21 protein-coding genes and 1 tRNA gene are annotated in these 18,848 nt (G+C 62.6%); 11 read left to right on the forward strand and 11 right to left on the reverse strand.

Annotated elements, in window-relative coordinates; all coding sequences use genetic code 11:
* The first annotated feature begins 21 nt into the window (after positions 1-21).
* From murJ to AC56QQ_RS34450, 4 genes are all read left to right on the forward strand, one after another.
* Entirely contained in the window at positions 22-1,629 is a 1,608-nt protein-coding gene (gene murJ / locus AC56QQ_RS34435) for a murein biosynthesis integral membrane protein MurJ (protein ID WP_497124986.1), read from the forward strand.
* 117 nt (positions 1,630-1,746) lie between these two features.
* On the forward strand, positions 1,747-2,814 hold the full coding sequence (trpS, locus tag AC56QQ_RS34440) for a tryptophan--tRNA ligase (protein WP_497124987.1): 1,068 nt from the start codon (positions 1,747-1,749) through the stop codon (positions 2,812-2,814).
* Positions 2,815-2,913: 99 nt separating this feature from the next.
* A complete protein-coding gene (locus AC56QQ_RS34445; RefSeq protein ID WP_091580652.1) occupies positions 2,914-3,405 on the forward strand; it encodes a universal stress protein in 492 nt (163 codons plus the stop codon).
* A gap of 274 nt (positions 3,406-3,679) precedes the next feature.
* A complete protein-coding gene (locus AC56QQ_RS34450; RefSeq protein ID WP_091581039.1) occupies positions 3,680-4,249 on the forward strand; it encodes a NifU family protein in 570 nt (189 codons plus the stop codon).
* A 166-nt stretch (positions 4,250-4,415) separates the two neighbouring features.
* On the opposite strand, the gene AC56QQ_RS34455 is transcribed toward AC56QQ_RS34450, so the two are convergent.
* Positions 4,416-5,033 (reverse strand): L,D-transpeptidase, encoded by a 618-nt coding sequence (locus AC56QQ_RS34455; RefSeq protein ID WP_489859152.1) that lies wholly within the window; start codon positions 5,031-5,033, stop codon positions 4,416-4,418.
* A gap of 221 nt (positions 5,034-5,254) precedes the next feature.
* Here AC56QQ_RS34455 and cueR point away from each other — a divergent pair, with 221 nt between their 5' ends.
* From cueR to AC56QQ_RS34475, 4 genes are all read left to right on the forward strand, one after another.
* Entirely contained in the window at positions 5,255-5,671 is a 417-nt protein-coding gene (gene cueR / locus AC56QQ_RS34460) for a Cu(I)-responsive transcriptional regulator (protein WP_497124989.1), read from the forward strand.
* A gap of 53 nt (positions 5,672-5,724) precedes the next feature.
* Positions 5,725-6,147: an OsmC family protein gene (locus AC56QQ_RS34465; protein WP_497124991.1), complete on the forward strand. Its 423-nt coding sequence runs from the start codon at positions 5,725-5,727 to the stop codon at positions 6,145-6,147.
* Positions 6,148-6,697: 550 nt separating this feature from the next.
* Positions 6,698-6,916 (forward strand): hypothetical protein, encoded by a 219-nt coding sequence (locus AC56QQ_RS34470; RefSeq protein ID WP_489859149.1) that lies wholly within the window; start codon positions 6,698-6,700, stop codon positions 6,914-6,916.
* A gap of 118 nt (positions 6,917-7,034) precedes the next feature.
* Positions 7,035-7,988: an IS1595 family transposase gene (locus AC56QQ_RS34475; protein WP_497124992.1), complete on the forward strand. Its 954-nt coding sequence runs from the start codon at positions 7,035-7,037 to the stop codon at positions 7,986-7,988.
* 326 nt (positions 7,989-8,314) lie between these two features.
* Here AC56QQ_RS34475 and AC56QQ_RS34480 read toward each other — a convergent pair.
* A tRNA-Phe gene (locus AC56QQ_RS34480) sits at positions 8,315-8,404 on the reverse strand.
* A gap of 130 nt (positions 8,405-8,534) precedes the next feature.
* Here AC56QQ_RS34480 and AC56QQ_RS34485 point away from each other — a divergent pair.
* Positions 8,535-9,062 carry a hypothetical protein gene (locus AC56QQ_RS34485; RefSeq protein ID WP_497124993.1) on the forward strand — a complete coding sequence of 176 codons (528 nt, stop codon included), beginning with the start codon at positions 8,535-8,537 and terminating at the stop codon, positions 9,060-9,062.
* 181 nt (positions 9,063-9,243) lie between these two features.
* Positions 9,244-9,426 (forward strand): hypothetical protein, encoded by a 183-nt coding sequence (locus AC56QQ_RS34490; protein WP_497124995.1) that lies wholly within the window; start codon positions 9,244-9,246, stop codon positions 9,424-9,426.
* On the opposite strand, the gene AC56QQ_RS34495 is transcribed toward AC56QQ_RS34490, so the two are convergent.
* The 4 genes from AC56QQ_RS34495 to AC56QQ_RS34510 all read right to left on the reverse strand — a co-directional run bounded on the left by AC56QQ_RS34495 (position 9,423) and on the right by AC56QQ_RS34510 (position 10,912).
* Positions 9,423-9,800: a type II toxin-antitoxin system PemK/MazF family toxin gene (locus AC56QQ_RS34495; RefSeq protein ID WP_497124997.1), complete on the reverse strand. Its 378-nt coding sequence runs from the start codon at positions 9,798-9,800 to the stop codon at positions 9,423-9,425. The two genes, AC56QQ_RS34490 and AC56QQ_RS34495, sit on opposite strands and share 4 nt — an antisense overlap.
* On the reverse strand, positions 9,757-9,999 hold the full coding sequence (locus AC56QQ_RS34500) for an AbrB/MazE/SpoVT family DNA-binding domain-containing protein (RefSeq protein WP_497124999.1): 243 nt from the start codon (positions 9,997-9,999) through the stop codon (positions 9,757-9,759). The genes AC56QQ_RS34495 and AC56QQ_RS34500 overlap by 44 nt, the downstream gene beginning before the upstream one ends.
* Before the next feature lie 282 nt (positions 10,000-10,281).
* Positions 10,282-10,650 carry a hypothetical protein gene (locus AC56QQ_RS34505; RefSeq protein ID WP_497125001.1) on the reverse strand — a complete coding sequence of 123 codons (369 nt, stop codon included), beginning with the start codon at positions 10,648-10,650 and terminating at the stop codon, positions 10,282-10,284.
* Positions 10,643-10,912 carry a hypothetical protein gene (locus AC56QQ_RS34510; protein WP_497125003.1) on the reverse strand — a complete coding sequence of 90 codons (270 nt, stop codon included), beginning with the start codon at positions 10,910-10,912 and terminating at the stop codon, positions 10,643-10,645. Before AC56QQ_RS34510 ends, AC56QQ_RS34505 begins: the two co-directional genes overlap by 8 nt.
* Positions 10,913-11,083: 171 nt before the next feature.
* Between AC56QQ_RS34510 and AC56QQ_RS34515 the strand changes: the two genes are divergently transcribed.
* Positions 11,084-11,584, forward strand: a complete 501-nt coding sequence (locus AC56QQ_RS34515; RefSeq protein WP_497125005.1) for an MmcB family DNA repair protein — start codon at positions 11,084-11,086, stop codon at positions 11,582-11,584.
* Between the two features lie 279 nt (positions 11,585-11,863).
* Here the strand turns inward: AC56QQ_RS34515 and nhaA are convergent, their stop codons facing one another.
* The 5 genes from nhaA to AC56QQ_RS34540 form a co-directional block, all read right to left on the reverse strand.
* Positions 11,864-13,060 (reverse strand): Na+/H+ antiporter NhaA, encoded by a 1,197-nt coding sequence (gene nhaA / locus AC56QQ_RS34520; RefSeq protein ID WP_497125007.1) that lies wholly within the window; start codon positions 13,058-13,060, stop codon positions 11,864-11,866.
* 320 nt (positions 13,061-13,380) lie between these two features.
* Positions 13,381-13,944: an ActR/PrrA/RegA family redox response regulator transcription factor gene (locus tag AC56QQ_RS34525; RefSeq protein ID WP_111544836.1), complete on the reverse strand. Its 564-nt coding sequence runs from the start codon at positions 13,942-13,944 to the stop codon at positions 13,381-13,383.
* 85 nt (positions 13,945-14,029) lie between these two features.
* Positions 14,030-15,361: an ActS/PrrB/RegB family redox-sensitive histidine kinase gene (locus tag AC56QQ_RS34530; RefSeq protein WP_497125008.1), complete on the reverse strand. Its 1,332-nt coding sequence runs from the start codon at positions 15,359-15,361 to the stop codon at positions 14,030-14,032.
* Positions 15,362-15,387: 26 nt separating this feature from the next.
* Positions 15,388-17,850 (reverse strand): ATP-dependent helicase HrpB, encoded by a 2,463-nt coding sequence (hrpB, locus tag AC56QQ_RS34535; protein ID WP_497125009.1) that lies wholly within the window; start codon positions 17,848-17,850, stop codon positions 15,388-15,390.
* A gap of 95 nt (positions 17,851-17,945) precedes the next feature.
* Positions 17,946-18,836, reverse strand: a complete 891-nt coding sequence (locus AC56QQ_RS34540) for a DMT family transporter (protein WP_497125011.1) — start codon at positions 18,834-18,836, stop codon at positions 17,946-17,948.
* Between the last annotated feature and the right edge of the window lie 12 nt (positions 18,837-18,848).

The following is an 18,848-nucleotide window of genomic DNA, read 5'->3' on the forward strand; positions in this document are numbered from 1 at the left end:
CCGCAGGCAGTTCCCAGACTTATGAGCCTCGTCAAGAAATTCGCAACGGTCGCCTCCGGCACTCTGATGAGCCGCGCGCTCGGCTTCGGCCGCGAGATGCTGATGGCGGCGGCGCTCGGCACCGGACCCATCGCCGACGCCTTCAACGCCGCCTTCCAGTTTCCCAACACTTTTCGCCGGCTGTTCGCCGAGGGCGCCTTCAACGCCGCCTTCGTGCCGCTGTTCGCCAAGGAGATCGAGACCCACGGCACCGATGGCGCCAAGCGCTTCTCCGAGGAGGTGTTCGGCGTGCTGTTCACGGCGCTGCTGGCGCTGACCATCGTCATGGAACTGGCGATGCCGCTGATCGTGCGTTACCTGGTGGCGCCGGGTTTTGCCAGCACGCCGGGCAAGTTCGATACCACGGTGACGCTGGCGACGATCATGTTCCCCTACCTGATCTGCATGTCGCTGGGCGCCATGATGGCGGGCATGCTGAATTCGCTTCGCCGCTACTTCGCCGCCGCGGTGGCGCCGGTGTTCCTCAACATCATCCTGATCGGCGTGCTCGCCTATGCCTGGTACAGGGGGGCCGACGCGCGCACCGTCGGCTTCGGCCTGGCCTGGGGCGTGCTTGCCGCCGGACTGGTGCAACTGGCGATCGTCTGGGTGGCGGTGCGCCATGCCGGCATCTCGATCGGCTTCCGCCGCCCGAAAATGACGCCCGCGGTCAAGCGCCTGCTGATCCTGGCGCTGCCGGCGGCGATCACCGGCGGCATCACCCAGATCAACCAGCTGATCGGCACGGCGATCGCCTCGGCGCAGAACAGCGCGGTGTCCTCGCTCGCCTATGCCGACCGCATCTACCAGCTGCCGCTCGGCGTCGTCGGCGTCGCGGTCGCGATCGTGCTGTTGCCCGAACTGTCGCGGGCGCTGAAGTCAGGCAATCTGATTGAGGCCGCCAACCTGCAGAACCGCTCGGTCGAGTTCACGCTGTTCCTGACCCTGCCGGCGGCCGCCGCGCTCTGGATCATGTCGGAGCCGATCGTGCGGCTGGTCTACGAGCGAGGCGCGTTCGCCGCCAACGGCTCGACGCCGACGGTGGCGGCGATCCTGGCGATCTTCGGCCTCGGCCTGCCGGCCTTCGTGCTGATCAAGGCATTCACCCCCGGCTATTTCGCCCGCGAGGATACGCGCACACCGATGATCTTTGCCGCCATCTCGGTGGCGGTCAACGTCACCACGGCGCTGACGCTGTTTCCGTTGATGGGCGCGCCCGGTATCGCCGTCGCCTCGGCCGTTGCCGGCTGGGTCAACGCGCTGATGCTGCTCGGCGTCTTGATCCGGCGTGGTCATTGGGGCCGCGACGTGCCGCTCATGAAGCGCATTCCGCGGCTGGTGCTGTCGGCGATCTTGATGGCGGTCGCGCTCTATTTTGCCGAGCACTGGTTCGCCGTCAGGCTCGGCCCCGGCTCACCGCTGGTCGTCAAGGCGACGACGCTTCTGTCGCTCGTCGCCGGTGGGGCGCTGCTCTACTTCATTAGCGCCTTCGTCACCGGCGGCGCCGATTTCGGCATGATCAGGCGCAACGTCAAGCGGGGCACGGCAAAGGCAACACCCTCCGCCGCAAAAACCGAAGCAGACGAATAGGCCAGGCAACCGACGGCGACGCCGGTCTTGATCGCAGCGCCGTGTTCGTCCATAAGCGCGCCGTCGAAAGACTTTCGCCGCGCGCGAAACGGCCCTCCACAAGCCAAGGGAACAACAATGACCGCCTTCAAGCCACTCGTCTTCTCCGGTGTCCAGCCGACGGGCAATCTGCACCTCGGCAACTATCTCGGCGCCATCAAGAAATTCGTCGCCCTGCAGGAAACATCCGACTGCATCTACTGCGTCGTCGACCTGCATTCGCTGACAGCCCAGCTCGTCTATGAAGACCTCGCCGACCAGACACGGTCGATCACCGCGGCGTTCCTCGCCTCGGGCATCGACCCGAAGAAGCACATCGTCTTCAACCAGTCGCGGGTCATGCAGCACGCCGAGCTTGCCTGGATCTTCAATTGCGTGGCGCGCATCGGCTGGATGAACCGCATGACGCAGTTCAAGGACAAGGCCGGCAAGGACCGCGAGAACGCCTCGCTCGGCCTGCTCGCCTATCCCTCACTGATGGCTGCCGACATCCTGCTCTACCGCGCCACGCACGTGCCGGTGGGCGAGGACCAGAAGCAGCATCTGGAACTGACCCGCGACATCGCGCAGAAATTCAACAACGACTTTTCCGCACGCATCGCCGGTCTTGGCGTCGGTGTCGAAATGCAGGTCGGCGAAGAGACGGTGAATGGCTATTTCCCGCTGACCGAACCGGTCATCGGCGGGCCGGCGGCGCGCATCATGTCGCTGCGTGACGGCTCGAAGAAGATGTCGAAGTCGGATCCGTCCGATCTTTCGCGCATCAACCTGACCGACGACGCCGACGCCATCTCGAAGAAGATCCGCAAGGCCAAGACCGACCCGGAAGCGTTGCCGAGCGAGCTGGACGGCCTGGCTGCCCGGCCCGAGGCGGAAAACCTGGTTGGCATCTATGCCGGTCTCGCCGAGATGTCGAAGGCCGACGTGCTGAAGGAATTCGCCGGCCAGCAGTTTTCGGTGTTCAAGCCGGCGCTGGCCGACCTGGCGGTGGAAAAGCTGGCGCCGATCGCCAGCGAGATGCGCCGCATTTCCGATGACCGCGCCTATGTCGACGCGGTGCTCAAGGACGGCGGCGAGCGCGCCGGCGTGCTCGCCGAAGCGACGATGAAGACGGTGCGCGACATCATCGGGCTGCTGCAGGGCTGATCCCAACGTTGGTGCACCAACACTGGCACAAGGCCGGCGGCTTGCCGCCGGTCGGCCGCGGTGGCAGATTGCGGCCGAAACCACATAGAGCAGATAGACATGGTCTCCAAACGCCTCAGCCGCGAAGCCGGCCATCGCCGAAAGTTCCTGGCGATCATCGACGATACGCCGGAATGCGAGCGTGCCGTTGCCTACGCCTCGAAGCGGGCGCAGAGCACCAACGGCACGCTGGTGCTGCTCTACGTCATCGAGCCGGACGATTTCCAGCATTGGCTGGGCGTCGAGAAGATCATGCGCGAGGAGGCAAACGCCACGGCGCGCGCGGCACTCGACAGCTATGCCAACAAGGTGCGCCAGAAACTTGGCATCGAGCCGGAGATGGTGGTGCGTGAAGGCAAGCCGACGGACGAGATCCACAAGCTGATCGAGGAAGACCAGGACATCGCCATCCTGGTGCTGGCCGCCGGCGCCGGCAAGGAAGGGCCTGGACCGCTGGTCGGCGCTGTCGCCGGCAAGGGCGCCGCATTCCCGATCCCGGTGACCGTGGTGCCGCAGAACCTGTCGGACGAGGAGATCGACAGCCTGGCCTGAGATGTATTGATATTCAGGTGATGCCGGCCTGCAAACGGCGGCTTCCTGCGCTTCCGGTGCTCACGTACTTCAAGTACGCTCCGCTCCGGTTCTCGGAAACCACCATTTTCGGCTCGGCCTGACCTGAATCTCTATACATCTCAAACGTGTAAGAAGCGCAAAAACATTCCGCCAGCCGGCCATTCCGGCAACGCGTTTCGCTTGAATGTCCCGCCAATAGAGCTTATTTAGAATTATTCCAAACTAGCTGCCCAAAATGGGCACGGAGACGGCCATGTTCATCCAGACCGAATCGACACCAAACCCGGCGACGCTGAAATTCCTGCCTGGCAAGGAAGTGCTTCTGGAAGGCACCGCCGATTTCCGCGATGCCGACAGTGCCGCCGTTGCCTCGCCGCTGGCCGGCCGGCTGTTCGAGATTCCGGGCGTAACCGGCGTCTTCTTCGGCTACGACTTCATCACCGTGACCAAGGATGGCCCCGACTGGCAGCATCTGAAGCCGGCGATCCTGGGCGCCATCATGGAGCATTTCATGTCCGGTGCGCCGGTGATGGCCAAGGCCGGCCCTGCCGCCGAAACCAGCCTGACCGGTGAATTCTACGACAAGGCCGACGAGGAACTCGTCATCACCATCAAGGAACTGCTCGACACGCGGGTCCGCCCGGCGGTCGCCCAGGATGGCGGCGACATCACCTTCCGCGGCTTCGAGAACGGCACGGTTTTCCTGCACATGAAGGGCGCTTGCGCCGGCTGCCCGTCATCGACGGCGACGCTGAAGCACGGCATCCAGAACCTGCTGCGGCATTTCGTGCCTGAAGTGCAGCAGGTCGAGCAGGTCTCATAGAGACCACTTCCGAGCGCCAATGCATCGAGAGACAACAAAAAACCGGGCCAAATTGCCCGGTTTTCTGTTTGGGACGTCCGTTGTTGCCTAGACGGTCCGCGTACGAAAGCTGCCTCTATCTGATCACGATTTCCGAAAACCGGTACCGGTTTTTCGGCATCATGATCTAAAGAACAATGACCTTGGCGCCGACGGAGGCGCGGTCATAGAGGTCGATAATATCCTGGTTCATCAGGCGGATGCAGCCCGACGACATTGCCTTGCCGATAGAGTTCCATTCCGGGCTGCCATGCAGGCGATAGCCCATGTCGCCGCCCTTGTTGAACAGATACATGGCGCGGGCGCCGAGCGGGTTCTTCAGGCCAGGCTCCATGCCACCGGCAAACTTGGCCAGTTCCGGCTGACGCTGGATCATCTGCGAAGGCGGCGTCCAGGTTGGCCACTCGCGCTTCAGCGCGATGTGGGCGGTGCCGTGCCATTCAAAGCCCTCGCGGCCAACGCCGATGCCGTAGCGCATCGCCAGGCCGTCGCCCTCGACGAAGTACAGAAACTTGTTCTGCGTATCGACGATGATCGTGCCCGGCTTCTCCTGGGTGTCGTAATTCACCTCTTGCCGATGGTACTTCATCGGCACCTTCTCGATCGGGATGCGCGGCAGCTGGTAACCGGCGTCGGTGACCGCGCCATAGTCGTTGGAGAACATCCGCGAGCCGATGGTGCTGCAACCGGTGATAGCAGTGGAAAGCGCCAGTGCGGCGACTATTGCAAACGACTTCATGCGCATCAGGTAATCCGGTGCCTCGCCCCAGCGGCACGAGTCGGCCGCTTCTCAGCATTATTCATGCTGGCATTTGCTTTGCTTGCCAAGCACGCGATGCCTATATGGTGGGGCTTACGCGCCGGTAACCGTATCACTATGGCATTTCGGCAACAGCCTTCACAGGATTGTGAAGGAAATTCAAAGGGCCAAGTTAGAGGGCTCGCTAAAAACCGAGGGAAATCGTCATGAATGTCGGTGACGCCGCCCACCGTTCAGGCCTACCGGCCAAGACCATCCGCTACTACGAAGAAATCGGCCTGATCGCGCCGGCGCGCGCCAGCAATGGCTACCGCGACTATTCCGGCGACGACATCCACCGGCTTGCCTTTCTGCGCCGCGCGCGCAACCTCGGCTTTTCCATCGACGATTGCCGGCAGCTGATGGCGCTCTACCAGGATCGCGGCCGCGCCAGCCACGATGTGCGCGAGATTGCGGCCGCGCATGTCACGGCGATCGAGGAGAAGGTGCGCGAGCTGCAGTCGATGCGCTCGACCTTGCAGAAGCTGATCCACGCCTGCCATGGCGACGAGAGGCCGGACTGCCCGATCCTGGATGACATGGCGGGTGCGCTCGGCGACAAAGCCGTTTCGGCGTCGGCATAAGGACCGCGCGCGGCTCGATACCTTATCGGCGCCGGCAGGGAAGATATCCGCCAATGGTCTCGATGACCGTCGAATTGCGCAATATCGAGGATACTCAAGCCGCCATGGGCTGGGCCGGCGGCCACACGATCATCGTTGACAGGCCCCAAGGCAAGGCCGGCGGGATGGGCCTCGGCTTCAATGGCGGCCAGCTTCTCGCCCTGGCGATCGGCGGCTGCTTCTGCAACGACCTTCGCTATGTCGCCGAGGAGATGGGCGCGAGACTTGGAAAAATCGCCGTGACCGTGACGCTCACTCTCGAGGGCCAGCCGTTGCTGGCGACCACGGCAACCATGGTGGTCGCCTGTCAGACATTGGACGGCGCCGATCCGGCACAAATCATTGCAAGGGCTGGAGCGATCTCCACGGTCAGCAATTCGCTGCGGCAGGGCGTGCCGGTCAGCATCGAAACGCACGCGGCACGGACGTTCGATTGAACCAATTCCTTCCGCCTCTGGCCGCGACGGCCGACTGCTCTACTTCCTCATGGTCGCGTTGATCAACGATGGAGGTTGGCATGGATCGGCGATTGTTTCTGACTGGAATGCTTGGACTGGCGGGGACCGCGGCCGTGATCACCGTCGCGCGCCCTGGTACCGCGTTGGCTGGCATCCCGAATACGGGACCCGGCATTCTCGATGAACTCGACAAGCCTTCCGACGACATTTTGGAGCCGGATGGTCCCGATACCCAGAACGGCATCGAGCCCGTACACTGGTATCGCAGGAGGCGCCGCCGCGTGTGGAGACGGGTTTGCCATCGCTACAGGCGTCGTGGCCGCTGGCACCGGAGATGTTACCGCAGAGCCGTCTGGATTCACTTCTGACGAGAGCCGGCAAACGCGAAGGCCTCGGCATCTGCCGGGGCCTTTGTCGTTGATCAGGCGGAAGCAACGGTCAAGGGCGGGGCCACTGGACTCGCGGCATCATTTTGGGCTAGTCAGCGCTCCTCAGACCAAAGGCATCGCGCTGTAGCCGCGCGCAATCCATGATCATCGTGAAAAAGCCGTTGCGCGACGAAGATTTGTACTTCGTCTTCGCTGAAGAGCGCTGTGTTGCGTTCTTTTATCTCCTCTCTTCATCCGGGGACAAACAGATATGGGCCGTGAGCGGCGGCGACCAGAAGCCGCTGGCCGCGAACACCGATGACTTCGCCAGCTATGACGCCGCCTTGAACTTCATCGTCGCCCATCTGCCCAGACAGTAGCTGAAGGATGGCATCCGCGTTGGCGGGTTTGTCAAACATACAATCTCTTCGCATAAAGGCGATTATATGGTTGACAAACCCAAACCGTTTACGTAGGGTAAGGACATAGGAGATTTCCATGTCCGTTCTGTCCCGCCCCGAGTTCCATGACGAAGCCAAGGCTTTCGAGCATGTGGAAGGCATCTTGTGGCCGAACGGTCCTGTTTGCCCCAAGTGCGGTAGCGTTGATCGCCACTACGCGTTGAAGGGCGTTCGTACCAAGCCGTCCAAGAAGAACCCGCACGGCGTCGAGCGTCACGGCCTGCACAAGTGCAGCGCTTGCCGTTCGCAGTTCACCGTCCGCATGGGTTCGATTTTTGAGGAAAGCCATTTGCCCCTCACCAAGTGGCTTCAGGCTATCCACCTTATGTGCGCCTCTAAGAAGGGCATTAGCGCTCACCAGATGCACCGCATACTCGAATGCACCTATGAGGCTGCATGGTTCCTGTGCCATCGCATTCGCCTTGCAATGGCGTCTGGCGACCTGTCCCCGCTTGGCGGCAACGGCAAGACCGTTGAAGTTGACGAAACCTACACAGGACGCCTTGCCGGTACTCAGGTTAAGCGCGGCGGCGGCGCTCACAAGAACACTGTCGTTACGCTGGTTGAGCGTGGTGGCCGCGCCCGTTCCTTCCATGTTGATACCGCTCGCATTGGCACCGTTATGCCAATCGTTCGCGCCAACATCGCGAAGGAAAGTGCGTTGATGACTGACGAGGCTGGCATGTATCGCCGCGTGGGCCAGGAATTCGCTTCCCACGATGTCGTCACGCATTCCAAGGACGAATACGTTCGCTACGAAGGCGAAAAGACCATCCACACCAACACCGTGGAAGGCTTCTATTCGATCTTCAAGCGCGGCATGAAAGGCGTCTATCAGCATTGCGGCGAACATCACCTGCACCGCTACCTCGCCGAATTCGATTTCCGTTACAGCAACCGTATTGCCCTTGGTGTCGATGACGGCACCCGCGCCTTTATCGCCCTGAAGGGCGCCGCCGGTAAGCGTCTCACCTATCATAGACCTGCTTGACGAGAAGCGGACGCATTTCCGAAAGCCGGTGCAGCTAGAGTTGCCGCTCTGGCGATATACACGCCAAGGGCGACCGCAAAACAAAAAGGGCTGACCGCGAGGCCAACCCTTTTCGTTTTGGATCACTTACCGCCACTCAGCCTTGCGGCTGAGAGATGCGAATCAACGCATCTATCCACAGAGTCCTCCTAGGAGGTTTGCGTACCCTGTAGGAACCTGAACAACATAATAGAGAAATGGTTGCGTTTCAATTGAAATAGGCGGGCCAAGTTTGCGTGCCCGCCTATCATCAAACCCTCCTCGCAACGCGCGTTCGTTGCAATCAGTGGCGGTAAGTGAGGGATTCGAACCCCCGGGACACGCAAATGTCCGGTCGATTTTCAATCGACTGCCTTAGACCGCTCAGCCAACCTACCTGCCGTCATAGTGATGACTCGGGTGTAAGAGTCAAGGGCGATGAGAAGAAAGAGCGAACATCTCTTATCATTTTGTCATACCTTACCATGACCGTTGCAATCTCGGGCTCCCGGTGCTAGATGCCGTGTCATGAGCGAGACCATCGATATTGAGACGATTCGGCGAAAGCGAGCTGACCTCGTTGACCAGCGGGAAAAGCTGGTTGCCAAAATAGCGCGCTTAGAAACCGAGATCGCCGAATTGAATGTGACTGAGCGCACGGTAGCGCGGCTTATAGGTCTTACTCTGCCGGCTCCGGCCAGCCAGGATGCACAACGTGAGACGGGCCGAAACGCGAAGCCGGATGATCTGCCAGCTATGACAACCATGATCAAGGCGATATTGCTTGCGCATTTTCGCCGTGGTCGGCGTGGCCTTGCTCCTAAGGAGATAAGGGAAGATATCGCGAAATTCTATTGGCCTGATGTTCCGAGTGAGGCAGTGGGTCCAATCGCTTGGCGCATGCTAACTCGTGGAGAATTGGAGAAAACGCCAGACGGCCTATACGCCTTGCCAAAAGATAAGGCCTCCGCATTGAGTGCAGAGGCCTTCGAAGTCACCGGCGAAGTTGACGCTTCGCCTATCGAGACTCAAGCACGCGACGGCGTATTTGAGTGAACTTCCGCTGACCGGCGGCCAGACTCGGGACTGGTTAGATCCCGGGAGACTGGAGCTACCCATGCTCCTCTTACCGCGCGCGGCGGGCTATTCCCAACCGCGCCTCATAAGATAGAGTATGGGCGGGGATAACTCCCCGCCCATTCGTTTAGCATACGCACGAATCGGAGTCTATATTCCTATGTCAAAGCCAGCGGATAAGCCGCAAATCGACAAATTCCGCGAGGCCGCGCGCGAACTGAAAACCGATCCGTCAGACGCCGCCTTTGAGGCTGCCGTCAATAAGATCGCCCATGCGCCGAAGCTGACCCAGGAACAGATAAAGGAACTGGTGCGCCGGAAGCGAGACGCGGGTGAGGGCTAAAGCCCGAGCAACGCTCTTATCTTGGCGAGCACGTGCGGGGCGATATCCGGTCGGTGCTCAACGAACTCCGAAGCGCGGACTGACCAATCCAGGCTCTTGATCTGATCCGCAAGAACCACACCATCCATCTTGCCGCCCGTAGGCGTCTCAACCTCGAAAGGATATCCTTTGGCCTTTGAAGTGATCGGGCAGAGGACGCAGAGCCGAGCAAGTTCATTGTACTTTCGCGGCGATAGCACAAAAGCATAGTGCTTATCCGCAAGCTCGCGTCCAGCTTGCGGATTTAGCTGAATGTGGATTACGTCAAATCGATCGGGGCAATATGGAGGATTAGAACTCGTTACCAACCGACCTACCTGTGGCCACCTCGACATGACGATTTTCTTCCGTGATTCCACACAGAAGTGCTTCTAGGTCATATACGGGTGTATCATCAACAGGGCGCACCAAAAGCACCCCGTTTGTCACAGATATGTCTACGTAAACGCCTTCACGCACCGAAATTTCACGCGCGAATGCGGTTGGAATACGCAGCGCCAGGCTGTTACCCCATTTTGCTACAGCGGCGATCATCGGACTGTCTCCTACAGCTCATACTAGCTGTATCTACGTTGGAGACACATAATAGGTTCCGAATCTGAACGCAATATTAATGTTGCGATTTTCGCAACGACCACCGCAATCGACATGAATTTGCTCGAAAATTTTTGACTCACTAAAAATGCGTGACCCTCAATTTTCACCGCAAACGTAGGTGACAATTCATGCATGGTGACCAGCGATAGCCATCCCATCGCCATTTACCTGCAAAGGTATCGCTACAGGGCCTGTAGCCATTCCCCTACGGCTGGGTAGCTACTTGGATTCTTTCTTGATGATCGAAAGCATTCCATTTCGCCAAAAAAAGAGGCCTACGGAAAATACCCAAAACCCTATGCCAACATAGAAACATAGCGGCTGGACAATGTGCGCCAACGTTTGGGCAGACGCCGGAAGGGTCTGTGCCATCTCTACGTCTTTGAAGATATCCAGGCCGAAGCCAAAGAGCGCAGACCCGATGCCGAACGTTGCGGACATGGCGAGGTTCGCCAAGCCAAGCTGCTTCAACTCGCTATCAGTGACTGTGTAGCACCTCATTTCGCGAGACCCCATGACGAGCTTGATGGGCTGTGCTGGCGTAGTCTCAAAGGTGGTAAGGTGTTGGACCGTTTGCACTTCAACCATTTTGCAGCTCGGTCTTTTGCGGCTCTGCCACTTGCTGATCTGGCAATACACCGGTGCCAAGCGCATTGAACAAGACTGTGTGGTGGCAGTTTGTGCAAACCACTCCGATTTGTGGGTAGGCTGGACCGCCGACAACCATTCCCCCGCCATAGAAAATGGGGGTGTGGACGAAGTGCTCCATGACATTGAAGTTGCGATTGCCGCATGCCGTGCACGCAAAATTTGGCGCTTTCGACTTTAGCCACTGGACGGCCAGCGACATTTGTATCGGGTCTAATTTCCCGTCTCCGATAGCCAAACTGATTCCCCCCAATAGCTTTTCTAAGCTTGACCATATCAGGCTGCTCCTGTTTTGTCATTGGGTTTGTCAACCAGATAATCGCCCGCATAAAACAGGTTCAAACCGTGAACAAAATCTGGCATGGTGCGGGCCATGCCAATCATCTCGCCTATATCAATCAACCCGCTCATCGACGGTCGCCAGTCCGAACGCGCCATGCTGGTGCGGCGCGGCGTGCAGCGGCTGTTGAGGGAGATGGGCGCGCATGTGCTGCCCGAACTGGCGCTGGCCACCGGCCGCCGCGCCGACCTCGTCGCGCTGACCCGGCAGGGTGACATCTGGATCATCGAGATCAAATCGTCGATCGAGGATTTCCGGGTCGACCGCAAATGGCCCGACTATCGGCTGCACTCCGACCGCTTCTTCTTCGCCACCCATCCCGGCGTGCCCTCGGAGATCTTTCCCGACGAGTGCGGCTTTATCCTCTCCGACGGCTATGGTGCCGAGATCCTGCGCGATGCGCCCGAGCACCGCATGGCGGCGGCAACGCGCAAGGCGCTGATGCTGCGGATCGCGCGGGCTGGTGCGGCACGGTTGCTGGCGGCTGAGTTGGCAGGCGTTTCGGTGCCGGCGCTCGAGGGTGAGAGCGAATAACATTCGCAAAACATCGGGTGCGGCTGCCTTCACGGAACCTGGGTTCCTCTCCCCGCAGAGTGGGGAGAGGTGGCCCGGCAAAGCCGGGACGGAGAGGGGCCATTGCGGCTTCTGCGAGTTCGCTGCCCCAAGGAGAGCCTGACAGGCTTCATAAGTGGCCAGCCTGACACCCTATCCTTCACCGGTTCGAGCTTCGCGGAGGTCGTCCCCCCTCTCCGTCCCGGCTTTGCCGGGCCACCTCTCCCCCGCGTTGCGGGGGTGAGGAACTCAGGAATCGCCCTACCCTTCGCCCTCTTCCACGCCACCAGCCGCCGGCGCCAGCAAAAGCACGGCGGCGCCGAGGATGGCGGCGATGAAGGAGCCGGCGAGGATGCCGACCTTGACCGCGTCCTGCAGCGCCACATCGCTGGCGAAGGCGAGCAGGCCGATGAACAGGCTCATGGTGAAGCCGATGCCGCACAGCAGCGAAATGCCGATCATGTGCGACCAGCCGGCATGGGCCGGCAGATCGGCGAAGCCGAGCCTTATGGCAAGCGCGGAGGAGCCCAGCACGCCGACCAGCTTGCCGACCACGAGGCCGGCAGCGACACCCAGCGTCAACGGCTGGATCAGCACGCCAAGGCTCAGGCCGGCCAGCGAAACGCCGGCATTGGCGAAACCGAAGATCGGGATGACGACGAAGGGCACTATCTTGTGCAGGCCATGCTCGAGCCGGTGCAGCGGCGAATGGTCGAGATCGTGGCCGACCCCGGCGGAGCGTTCGAGCGGAATGGTCAACGCCAGCGCCACGCCGGCAAGCGTCGCGTGGACGCCCGATTTCAGCACCAGCACCCACAGGATGACGCCGAGCACGAGATAGGGCACCAGCGTCATCACCCGCATGCGGTTGAGCACGACGAGCACGGCAATGACGGCGAAGGCAGCGGCGAGATAGGTTGATGACAGGCCGTTGGTGTAGAATATGGCGATGATGATGACGGCGCCGAGATCATCGATGATGGCGAGCGCGGTGAGGAAGACCTTCAGCGAGGCCGGCACGCGGCTGCCTAGCAGCGACAGCACGCCGAGCGCGAAGGCAATGTCGGTGGCGGTCGGTATGGCCCAGCCGGAAAGTGCCGCCGCATTGTCGCGGTTGATGGCGACATAGACGAGTGCCGGAACCAGCATGCCGCCGGCGGCGGCGATGCCGGGCAGCACGCGCCTGGGCCAGGTGGAAAGCTGGCCGTCCAGCATCTCGCGCTTGATCTCCAGCCCAACGAGCAGGAAGAACACCGCCATCAGCCCGTCATTGACCCAGTGCGAGACGCTGAGCGGACCGAGATAGGCGTGGAGAACGGCGAAATAGATTTGCGAGAGCGGCGAATTGGCGACGATCAGGGCAAGGGCCGCCGCCGCCATCAGGATGATGCCGCCAGCCGCCTCGCCATCGAGAAATTCGCGGAAGACGGAAACCGGCCGCTGCTTCAAGTCCCGCATGTCGCCTCCCCTAAGCTGCTGATTTCGAAGTTGCCCAAGTACCCTTTTTACAGATCTTTGCGCTGCCCCTCACCTGCCTGCCGGCATCCTCTCCCCGTATAGTGACGGGGAGAGGGGCGCTCTCAGCGCCGGTTTCGCCAATCATCAGCGTTTCAAGGAGAGCGCCGAAGTTGCGGCCAGCCTCCTTCTCCCCGTCACTATACGGGGAGAAGTGCCCGGCAGGGCGATGAGGGGCGGCGCCGACTTCGAAGATTGGTAGTCTCCGCCACAAGTTGGAAACTGTTATTGGTCCGAAGCAATGCCTCGCGTGTTTGGCGGTCCTAACGCGGCGCGCGCTTGGCCAATATGCGCTGCAAGGTGCGGCGATGCATGTTGAGCCGGCGCGCGGTTTCGGAGACATTGCGCTCGCACATTTCGTAGACGCGCTGGATATGCTCCCAGCGGACGCGGTCGGCCGACATCGGGTTTTCCGGAGGCGCCGCGCGCTCGCCGGCGGTGCGGGTCAGTGCGGCAAAGATGTCGTCGGCGTCGGCCGGCTTCGACAGATAGTCGACGGCGCCAAGCTTCACCGCCGTCACCGCCGTGGCGATGTTGCCATAGCCGGTCAGGATGATGGTGCGGGAATCGTCGCGCTTCTCGCGGATGGCCGCGACCACGTCGAGGCCGTTGCCATCGCCGAGACGCATGTCGACCACGGCATAGGCGGGCGGATTGGCGCGCGCCTTGGCGACAGCTTCCTCGACACTCTCGGCCGTCTCGACCACAAAGCCCCTGGTTTCCATGGCGCGAGCCAGACGCGTAAGGAACGGTTTGTCGTCATCGACGATGAGCAGCGAGGTGTCCTCGCCTTCAACCATTGCGCCAATATTTTCGTCGCCTGTCATGGTCTCAAAATTCCTGCTGCCTCAATTTTACGCAGATATAGTTCCTGAGCCCCGTTGTCCAATTCTTAGAGCCCCCGAACGGCTCTCAGGCGGTGTCGAACATACTGGCCGAGGTGACTTCCGGATTGAGGAACACGCCGCGCGGCCATGATATCTGTACCACGGCGCCCTCGCCCAGACCGCTCGAATTGCGAAAATCGAGCGTCGCCCCCGAGCGTTCGAGCAGCGTCTTGGCGATGAACAGGCCCAGCCCCAGGCCGCCGCCGGCTTCGGTGCCCTGGCGCGTCGACATGTAGGGTTCGCCGATACGGTCGATAATCTCGGCCGGGAACCCGGGTCCATCATCGATGATCGAGAAGGTGACGGTGGCCTCGTCCCAGCTCCAGCTCACGGTGACGCTCTTGCGGGCAAAATCGACGGCGTTCTCGACCAGGTTGCCGAGGCCATAGATGACGCCCGGATTGCGGCGTCCGACCGGTTCGGGGCCGATGCGTTCGCCGGGCCGAAGCTTGATCGAGATGCCGAAGTCGCGATGCGGGGCGGTGACCTCCTCGACGAGCGAGGTCAGCGGCAGCCGGGAAAGATGCGCCTCGCCCTCGGACGAGAGGCTGGTCAGGCGCTTGAGGATCTCGCGGCAGCGCTCGCTCTGCGAGCGAAGCAGCTTCACGTCTTCTCCGTATTTCGGATCGTTGCCGAGCGCCTTTTCCATCTCCTTGGCGACAAGCGTGATGGTGGCGAGCGGCGTGCCGAGCTCGTGCGCGGCCGCCGCGGCCAGCCCGTCGAGCGCCGACAAGTGTTGTTCGCGCTGCAGCACCAGTTCGGTGGCGGCAAGCGCGTTGGCCAGAAGCCGCGCTTCGGCGGCCACCCGGAAGGCGTACATGGCGGTGAAGGCGATCGAGGACAGCACCGCCATCCACATGCCCGCGACATAGATGAAGGGCATCGCCAGCGGCGCGCCTTCGTACCAGGGCAGCGGCAGATGGATGAAAACCAGGAAGGTCGCCGCCGACATCACCAGCCCGCCGAGGATGGCGGTCAGACGCAGCGGCAGCGATGTCGCCGAAATGACCACAGGCACGGTCATCAGCAGCGAGAACGGATTGGTGAGGCCTCCGGTCATGTAGAGCAGGCCGGCAAGCTGCAGGCTGTCGAAGATGAGGATGCCGAAGGCCGCGAGCGGGGTGAGCCGGTGCGCGGCTGGAAACCGGAAAGCCAGAAACAGGTTCATCCAGGCCGAACAGGCAATCAAGGCAAAGCAGAGGCTGACCGGCAGCGGGAATTTCAGGCCATAGGCGACGACGAGCACGGTCAGGCTCTGGCCGACAATGGCAAGCCAGCGCAGCCGGATCAGCGTGTTTAGGCGCAGTCTCTGGCTCTGCTGGAAATCGGGCGAACGCAAAACGTTGATCATGGCCATGAATTACAGCCGCAGGGCCAGGAACGCTAGGTCCCCCGCGGCTTGGCGCGGCTGGTGGCGGCGACGAGCAACGGGTTTTCCGGCCAGACATGCCGGGGGTAGCGGCCGCGCATGTCGGCGCGCACGTCGGCCCAGGAGCCACGCCAGAAACCGGGCAGGTCGCGTGTCGTCTGGATCGGCCGGTGCGCCGGCGACAGGAGTTCAAGCGTCAGCGGCACGGTGCCGTTGGCGATGGCAGGATGGCGGTCGAGGCCGAACAGTTCCTGCACGCGAACCGCCAGCACCGGCCATTCGCCTTCATAGCGGATCGGCACATGGCTGCCCGACGGGACATCGAAATGGGTGGGCGCCAGCGTGTCGATCCTGCGCTGCAAGTCGTGTGGCACGAGCGCCAGGAGGCCGGAAGAAAGCGTGCCTGAATTGATGGCTGAGAACGACGCGGCGCCGGAGAGGAATGGCAGCAGCCAGTCGTCCAGGCGTTCGACAAGTGCGGCGTCGGAAACATCGGGCCAAGGCGCGCCGAGGCCGCGATGCAACCAGCCGAGCCTTTGCCGCAGCGTCTCAGCCTCCTTGCTCCAGGTCAGAAGCGACAGCCCATGTTCGCGCAAGGCGTCTGTTATGGCACGGTCGGCCTCAGCGCCGGTCGGTGGCGGCAGCATGCGCTCTGCGAGCGTGATGGCGCCGAGGCGCACCGTTTCGCGCACCCGCACGGCGCGTTTCTCGCGGTCGAAGGTGGTTTGCCTGCGGGTCTCGATCCCGTCCGCCAGCGTGGCGCGGATATCGTCCTCGCTGATTGCGGCGGCTGCCGTGATACGGGCATTCTGCGCCTTGCCCTGCAAATCGGCGACGACCAGAAACGGCTCGCCCGCCAGCGGGTCGGCGGCGTCGAGCATGGCGCCGGAGCCGTTGGCCAGCACGAAGCGGCCGCGCTCGCCGCGGGCCTTCGCCACCCGGTCAGGCCAGGCGTGAACAAGCAGGAGGCCGGCTGAAACGGCTTCGCTGTTCCCGGCACCGCCCGCCTGTCTCGCCAGCCGCTCGGCGAGCTGCCGCGCGGCGGTCGCACGCGGCGATCGCTCGGATCGAAACCGCATCAGCCGCCGTTCGAGATCGGCACCTTCGCCGCCAAGCCCACGCTCGGTGAGCAGCACGGCAAGCATGGCCGCCTCGTCGGCATGGCCGCTGCGGGCTGCCTCGGCAACCATGTGCGCCAGCCGCACGGGCAGGGCGAGTTTGCGCATCGCCATGCCCGCTTCCGTCAGACGTCCCGCCTCGTCGACGGCATCCAGCGCGCGCAGCAGCGCCCTTGCCTCGTTGAGCGCCGGAGCCGGCGGCGGATCGAGGAAGGCGAGCGCCGTCGGATCGGCGACGCCGAAGGCGGCACAGTCGAGCAGCAGGCCGGAGAGGTCGGCCTCGAGGATCTCCGGCGGCGTGAAGGCGGGCAGTGCAGCCGTCTGCTCGGCGCGCCACAGCCGGATGGCGACGCCAGCTTGCGTGCGCCCGGCACGGCCGGCGCGCTGGTCGGCCGAAGCCTTGCTGACGCGCACGGTTTCCAGCCGGGTGAGGCCGCTGGCCGGCTCGTAGCGCGGCAGCCGCGACAGGCCGGAATCGATGACGACGCGCACGCCGTCGATGGTGATCGACGTCTCGGCGATCGAGGTGGCCAGCACCACCTTGCGGCGACCGACCGGCGCCGGCTTGATCGCCGCGTCCTGCGCCTTGCCGTCGAGCATGCCGTAGAGCGGCACGATGTCGGTGCCGGCCCCGACCTTGCCCGCCAGCCGCTCGGCGGTGCGCTCGATCTCGCGCTGGCCGGGCAGGAAGGCGAGCACGCTGCCGCTCTCGTCGGCAAGCGCCGAGCGGATCGCCTTGGCCATGGCGTCCTCGATGGTGGCGCCGGCCGGCCGTTCGTCGTAACGGACATCGACAGGGAAGGCGCGGCCCTCGCTCTCGATCACCGGCGCGCCCGACAGCAGTTTCGCGACACGCGCGCCATCGAGCGTCGCCGACATCACCAGCAGCCGCAGATCCGGCCGCAGCGCCCCTTGCACGTCGAGCGCCAGAGCGAGGCCGAAATCGCCATCGAGCGAACGCTCGTGGAATTCGTCGAAGATCACCGCCGAGACACCGGGCAGTTCGGGATCGTCGAGGATCATGCGCGCCAGCACGCCTTCGGTGACGACGAGAATTCTTGTGCGGGCCGAGGTGCGGTTTTCCATGCGCATGGCGTAGCCGACGGTGGCGCCGGGTTCCTCGCCGATGAGTTCGGCCATGCGGCGGGCGGCGGCGCGGGCGGCGAGCCGGCGCGGTTCGAGCAAAACGATCTTGCCGACACCCAGCCACGGCGCGTCGAGCAGCGCCAGCGGCACCAGCGTTGTCTTGCCGGCGCCCGGCGGCGCCACCAGCACAGCGCTGTTGCCACGGCCAAGCGCTTCACTCAGAGCCGGCAGCACGGCGGATACCGGAAGCTCCGGCAAGGGGTTTGTCGTCATCGGTCCAGGAATGCGTTCATCCAATCGCGGCAGGCCCGCCTCGCCCGCATATCAGCGGTCGCGGTGGCCGTGCAACTCATGGCATCGTGGCCGGTTCAAAGCCGGGTCCGGGAAAACGGATTCCAGCGCACCGTGCCCAGCCGCGCTTCCTCGCGCACCATGGTCAGCAGGCCGGAGCCGCCGACGACCGCGAGACCGACCAGGGACAGCCAGTCAGGATACTCCTGGAAGAACAACGCACCGAGGATCACCGCCCAGACAATCTGTGAATAATGCGTCGGCGCGACCCGGTTGGCGGGCGCGTATTTGACGGCCAGCAACTGCAGCAATTGTCCACAGGCGGTGAAGGCGCCTGCCATCACCAGCCACATAAGCTGTTTTCCGTCGGGAACCGTGAAGGACGTGGCGGCGGCACCGATACCGTTGAACAGCAGCCCATAGCCGATCAGCACGCCCAGCATGGTCGTGCGCTTTTCCTGCTGCGCGAGCGAGCGCATCAGGATGACGCTGGTCGCGGCGAGGAAGGCAACGCCGAAGGCGGCAAGGTGGCCGAGATTCAGCTCGCGAAAGCCCGGGCGCACCACCAGCATGACGCCGGCGAAGCCGGCGACCACCGCCAGCCAGCGCCACGGCCCGACCTTTTCCTTGAGGATGACCGTGGAGAGGATGGTGACGCAGAGCGGCGCCAGGAAGACCAGTGCATAGACCTCCGCCAGCGGAATGGTGGTGAAGGCGTAGACGCTAAGCACGCCGGAGGCGATGCCCGCCCAGGCGCGGGCCTGCACCGCCCAGGGGCGACTGGTGCGCCAGAAATCACGCCAGCGCTCGTGCGCCGGCCGCGCGAAGAAGAGAAAACAGCCGGCAAACAAGGTCGAGAAGAAGCCGATCTCGAAGACCGTGAATTGTCCCCCGAGGCTTTTGACAACGGCGTCGCTGCCCGAATAGCTTGCGTAGGCGATCAGGGCGAGCAGGATTCCGTTCGTCACGTTTTTCCATTT

The sequence above is a fragment of the Mesorhizobium sp. RCAM 05099 genome (assembly GCF_059683685.1).

What these genes read in the sequence shown, in the direction of transcription:
- cueR (WP_497124989.1), top strand. Translation starts at nt 5,255, where the DNA reads ATGAATGTCGGTGACGCCGCCCACCGTTCAGGCCTACCGGCCAAGACC.
- AC56QQ_RS34465 (WP_497124991.1), top strand. Translation starts at nt 5,725, where the DNA reads ATGGTCTCGATGACCGTCGAATTGCGCAATATCGAGGATACTCAAGCC.
- AC56QQ_RS34475 (WP_497124992.1), top strand. Translation starts at nt 7,035, where the DNA reads ATGTCCGTTCTGTCCCGCCCCGAGTTCCATGACGAAGCCAAGGCTTTC.
- AC56QQ_RS34445 (WP_091580652.1), top strand. Translation starts at nt 2,914, where the DNA reads ATGGTCTCCAAACGCCTCAGCCGCGAAGCCGGCCATCGCCGAAAGTTC.
- trpS (WP_497124987.1), top strand. Translation starts at nt 1,747, where the DNA reads ATGACCGCCTTCAAGCCACTCGTCTTCTCCGGTGTCCAGCCGACGGGC.
- AC56QQ_RS34530 (WP_497125008.1), bottom strand. Translation starts at nt 15,361, where the DNA reads ATGGCCATGATCAACGTTTTGCGTTCGCCCGATTTCCAGCAGAGCCAG.
- AC56QQ_RS34525 (WP_111544836.1), bottom strand. Translation starts at nt 13,944, where the DNA reads ATGACAGGCGACGAAAATATTGGCGCAATGGTTGAAGGCGAGGACACC.
- AC56QQ_RS34455 (WP_489859152.1), bottom strand. Translation starts at nt 5,033, where the DNA reads ATGCGCATGAAGTCGTTTGCAATAGTCGCCGCACTGGCGCTTTCCACT.
- murJ (WP_497124986.1), top strand. Translation starts at nt 22, where the DNA reads ATGAGCCTCGTCAAGAAATTCGCAACGGTCGCCTCCGGCACTCTGATG.
- AC56QQ_RS34490 (WP_497124995.1), top strand. Translation starts at nt 9,244, where the DNA reads ATGTCAAAGCCAGCGGATAAGCCGCAAATCGACAAATTCCGCGAGGCC.
- AC56QQ_RS34510 (WP_497125003.1), bottom strand. Translation starts at nt 10,912, where the DNA reads ATGTCGCTGGCCGTCCAGTGGCTAAAGTCGAAAGCGCCAAATTTTGCG.
- AC56QQ_RS34450 (WP_091581039.1), top strand. Translation starts at nt 3,680, where the DNA reads ATGTTCATCCAGACCGAATCGACACCAAACCCGGCGACGCTGAAATTC.
- AC56QQ_RS34485 (WP_497124993.1), top strand. Translation starts at nt 8,535, where the DNA reads ATGAGCGAGACCATCGATATTGAGACGATTCGGCGAAAGCGAGCTGAC.
- AC56QQ_RS34495 (WP_497124997.1), bottom strand. Translation starts at nt 9,800, where the DNA reads ATGTCGAGGTGGCCACAGGTAGGTCGGTTGGTAACGAGTTCTAATCCT.
- AC56QQ_RS34505 (WP_497125001.1), bottom strand. Translation starts at nt 10,650, where the DNA reads ATGGTTGAAGTGCAAACGGTCCAACACCTTACCACCTTTGAGACTACG.
- AC56QQ_RS34500 (WP_497124999.1), bottom strand. Translation starts at nt 9,999, where the DNA reads ATGATCGCCGCTGTAGCAAAATGGGGTAACAGCCTGGCGCTGCGTATT.
- AC56QQ_RS34515 (WP_497125005.1), top strand. Translation starts at nt 11,084, where the DNA reads ATGCCAATCATCTCGCCTATATCAATCAACCCGCTCATCGACGGTCGC.
- hrpB (WP_497125009.1), bottom strand. Translation starts at nt 17,850, where the DNA reads ATGACGACAAACCCCTTGCCGGAGCTTCCGGTATCCGCCGTGCTGCCG.
- AC56QQ_RS34470 (WP_489859149.1), top strand. Translation starts at nt 6,698, where the DNA reads ATGATCATCGTGAAAAAGCCGTTGCGCGACGAAGATTTGTACTTCGTC.
- nhaA (WP_497125007.1), bottom strand. Translation starts at nt 13,060, where the DNA reads ATGCGGGACTTGAAGCAGCGGCCGGTTTCCGTCTTCCGCGAATTTCTC.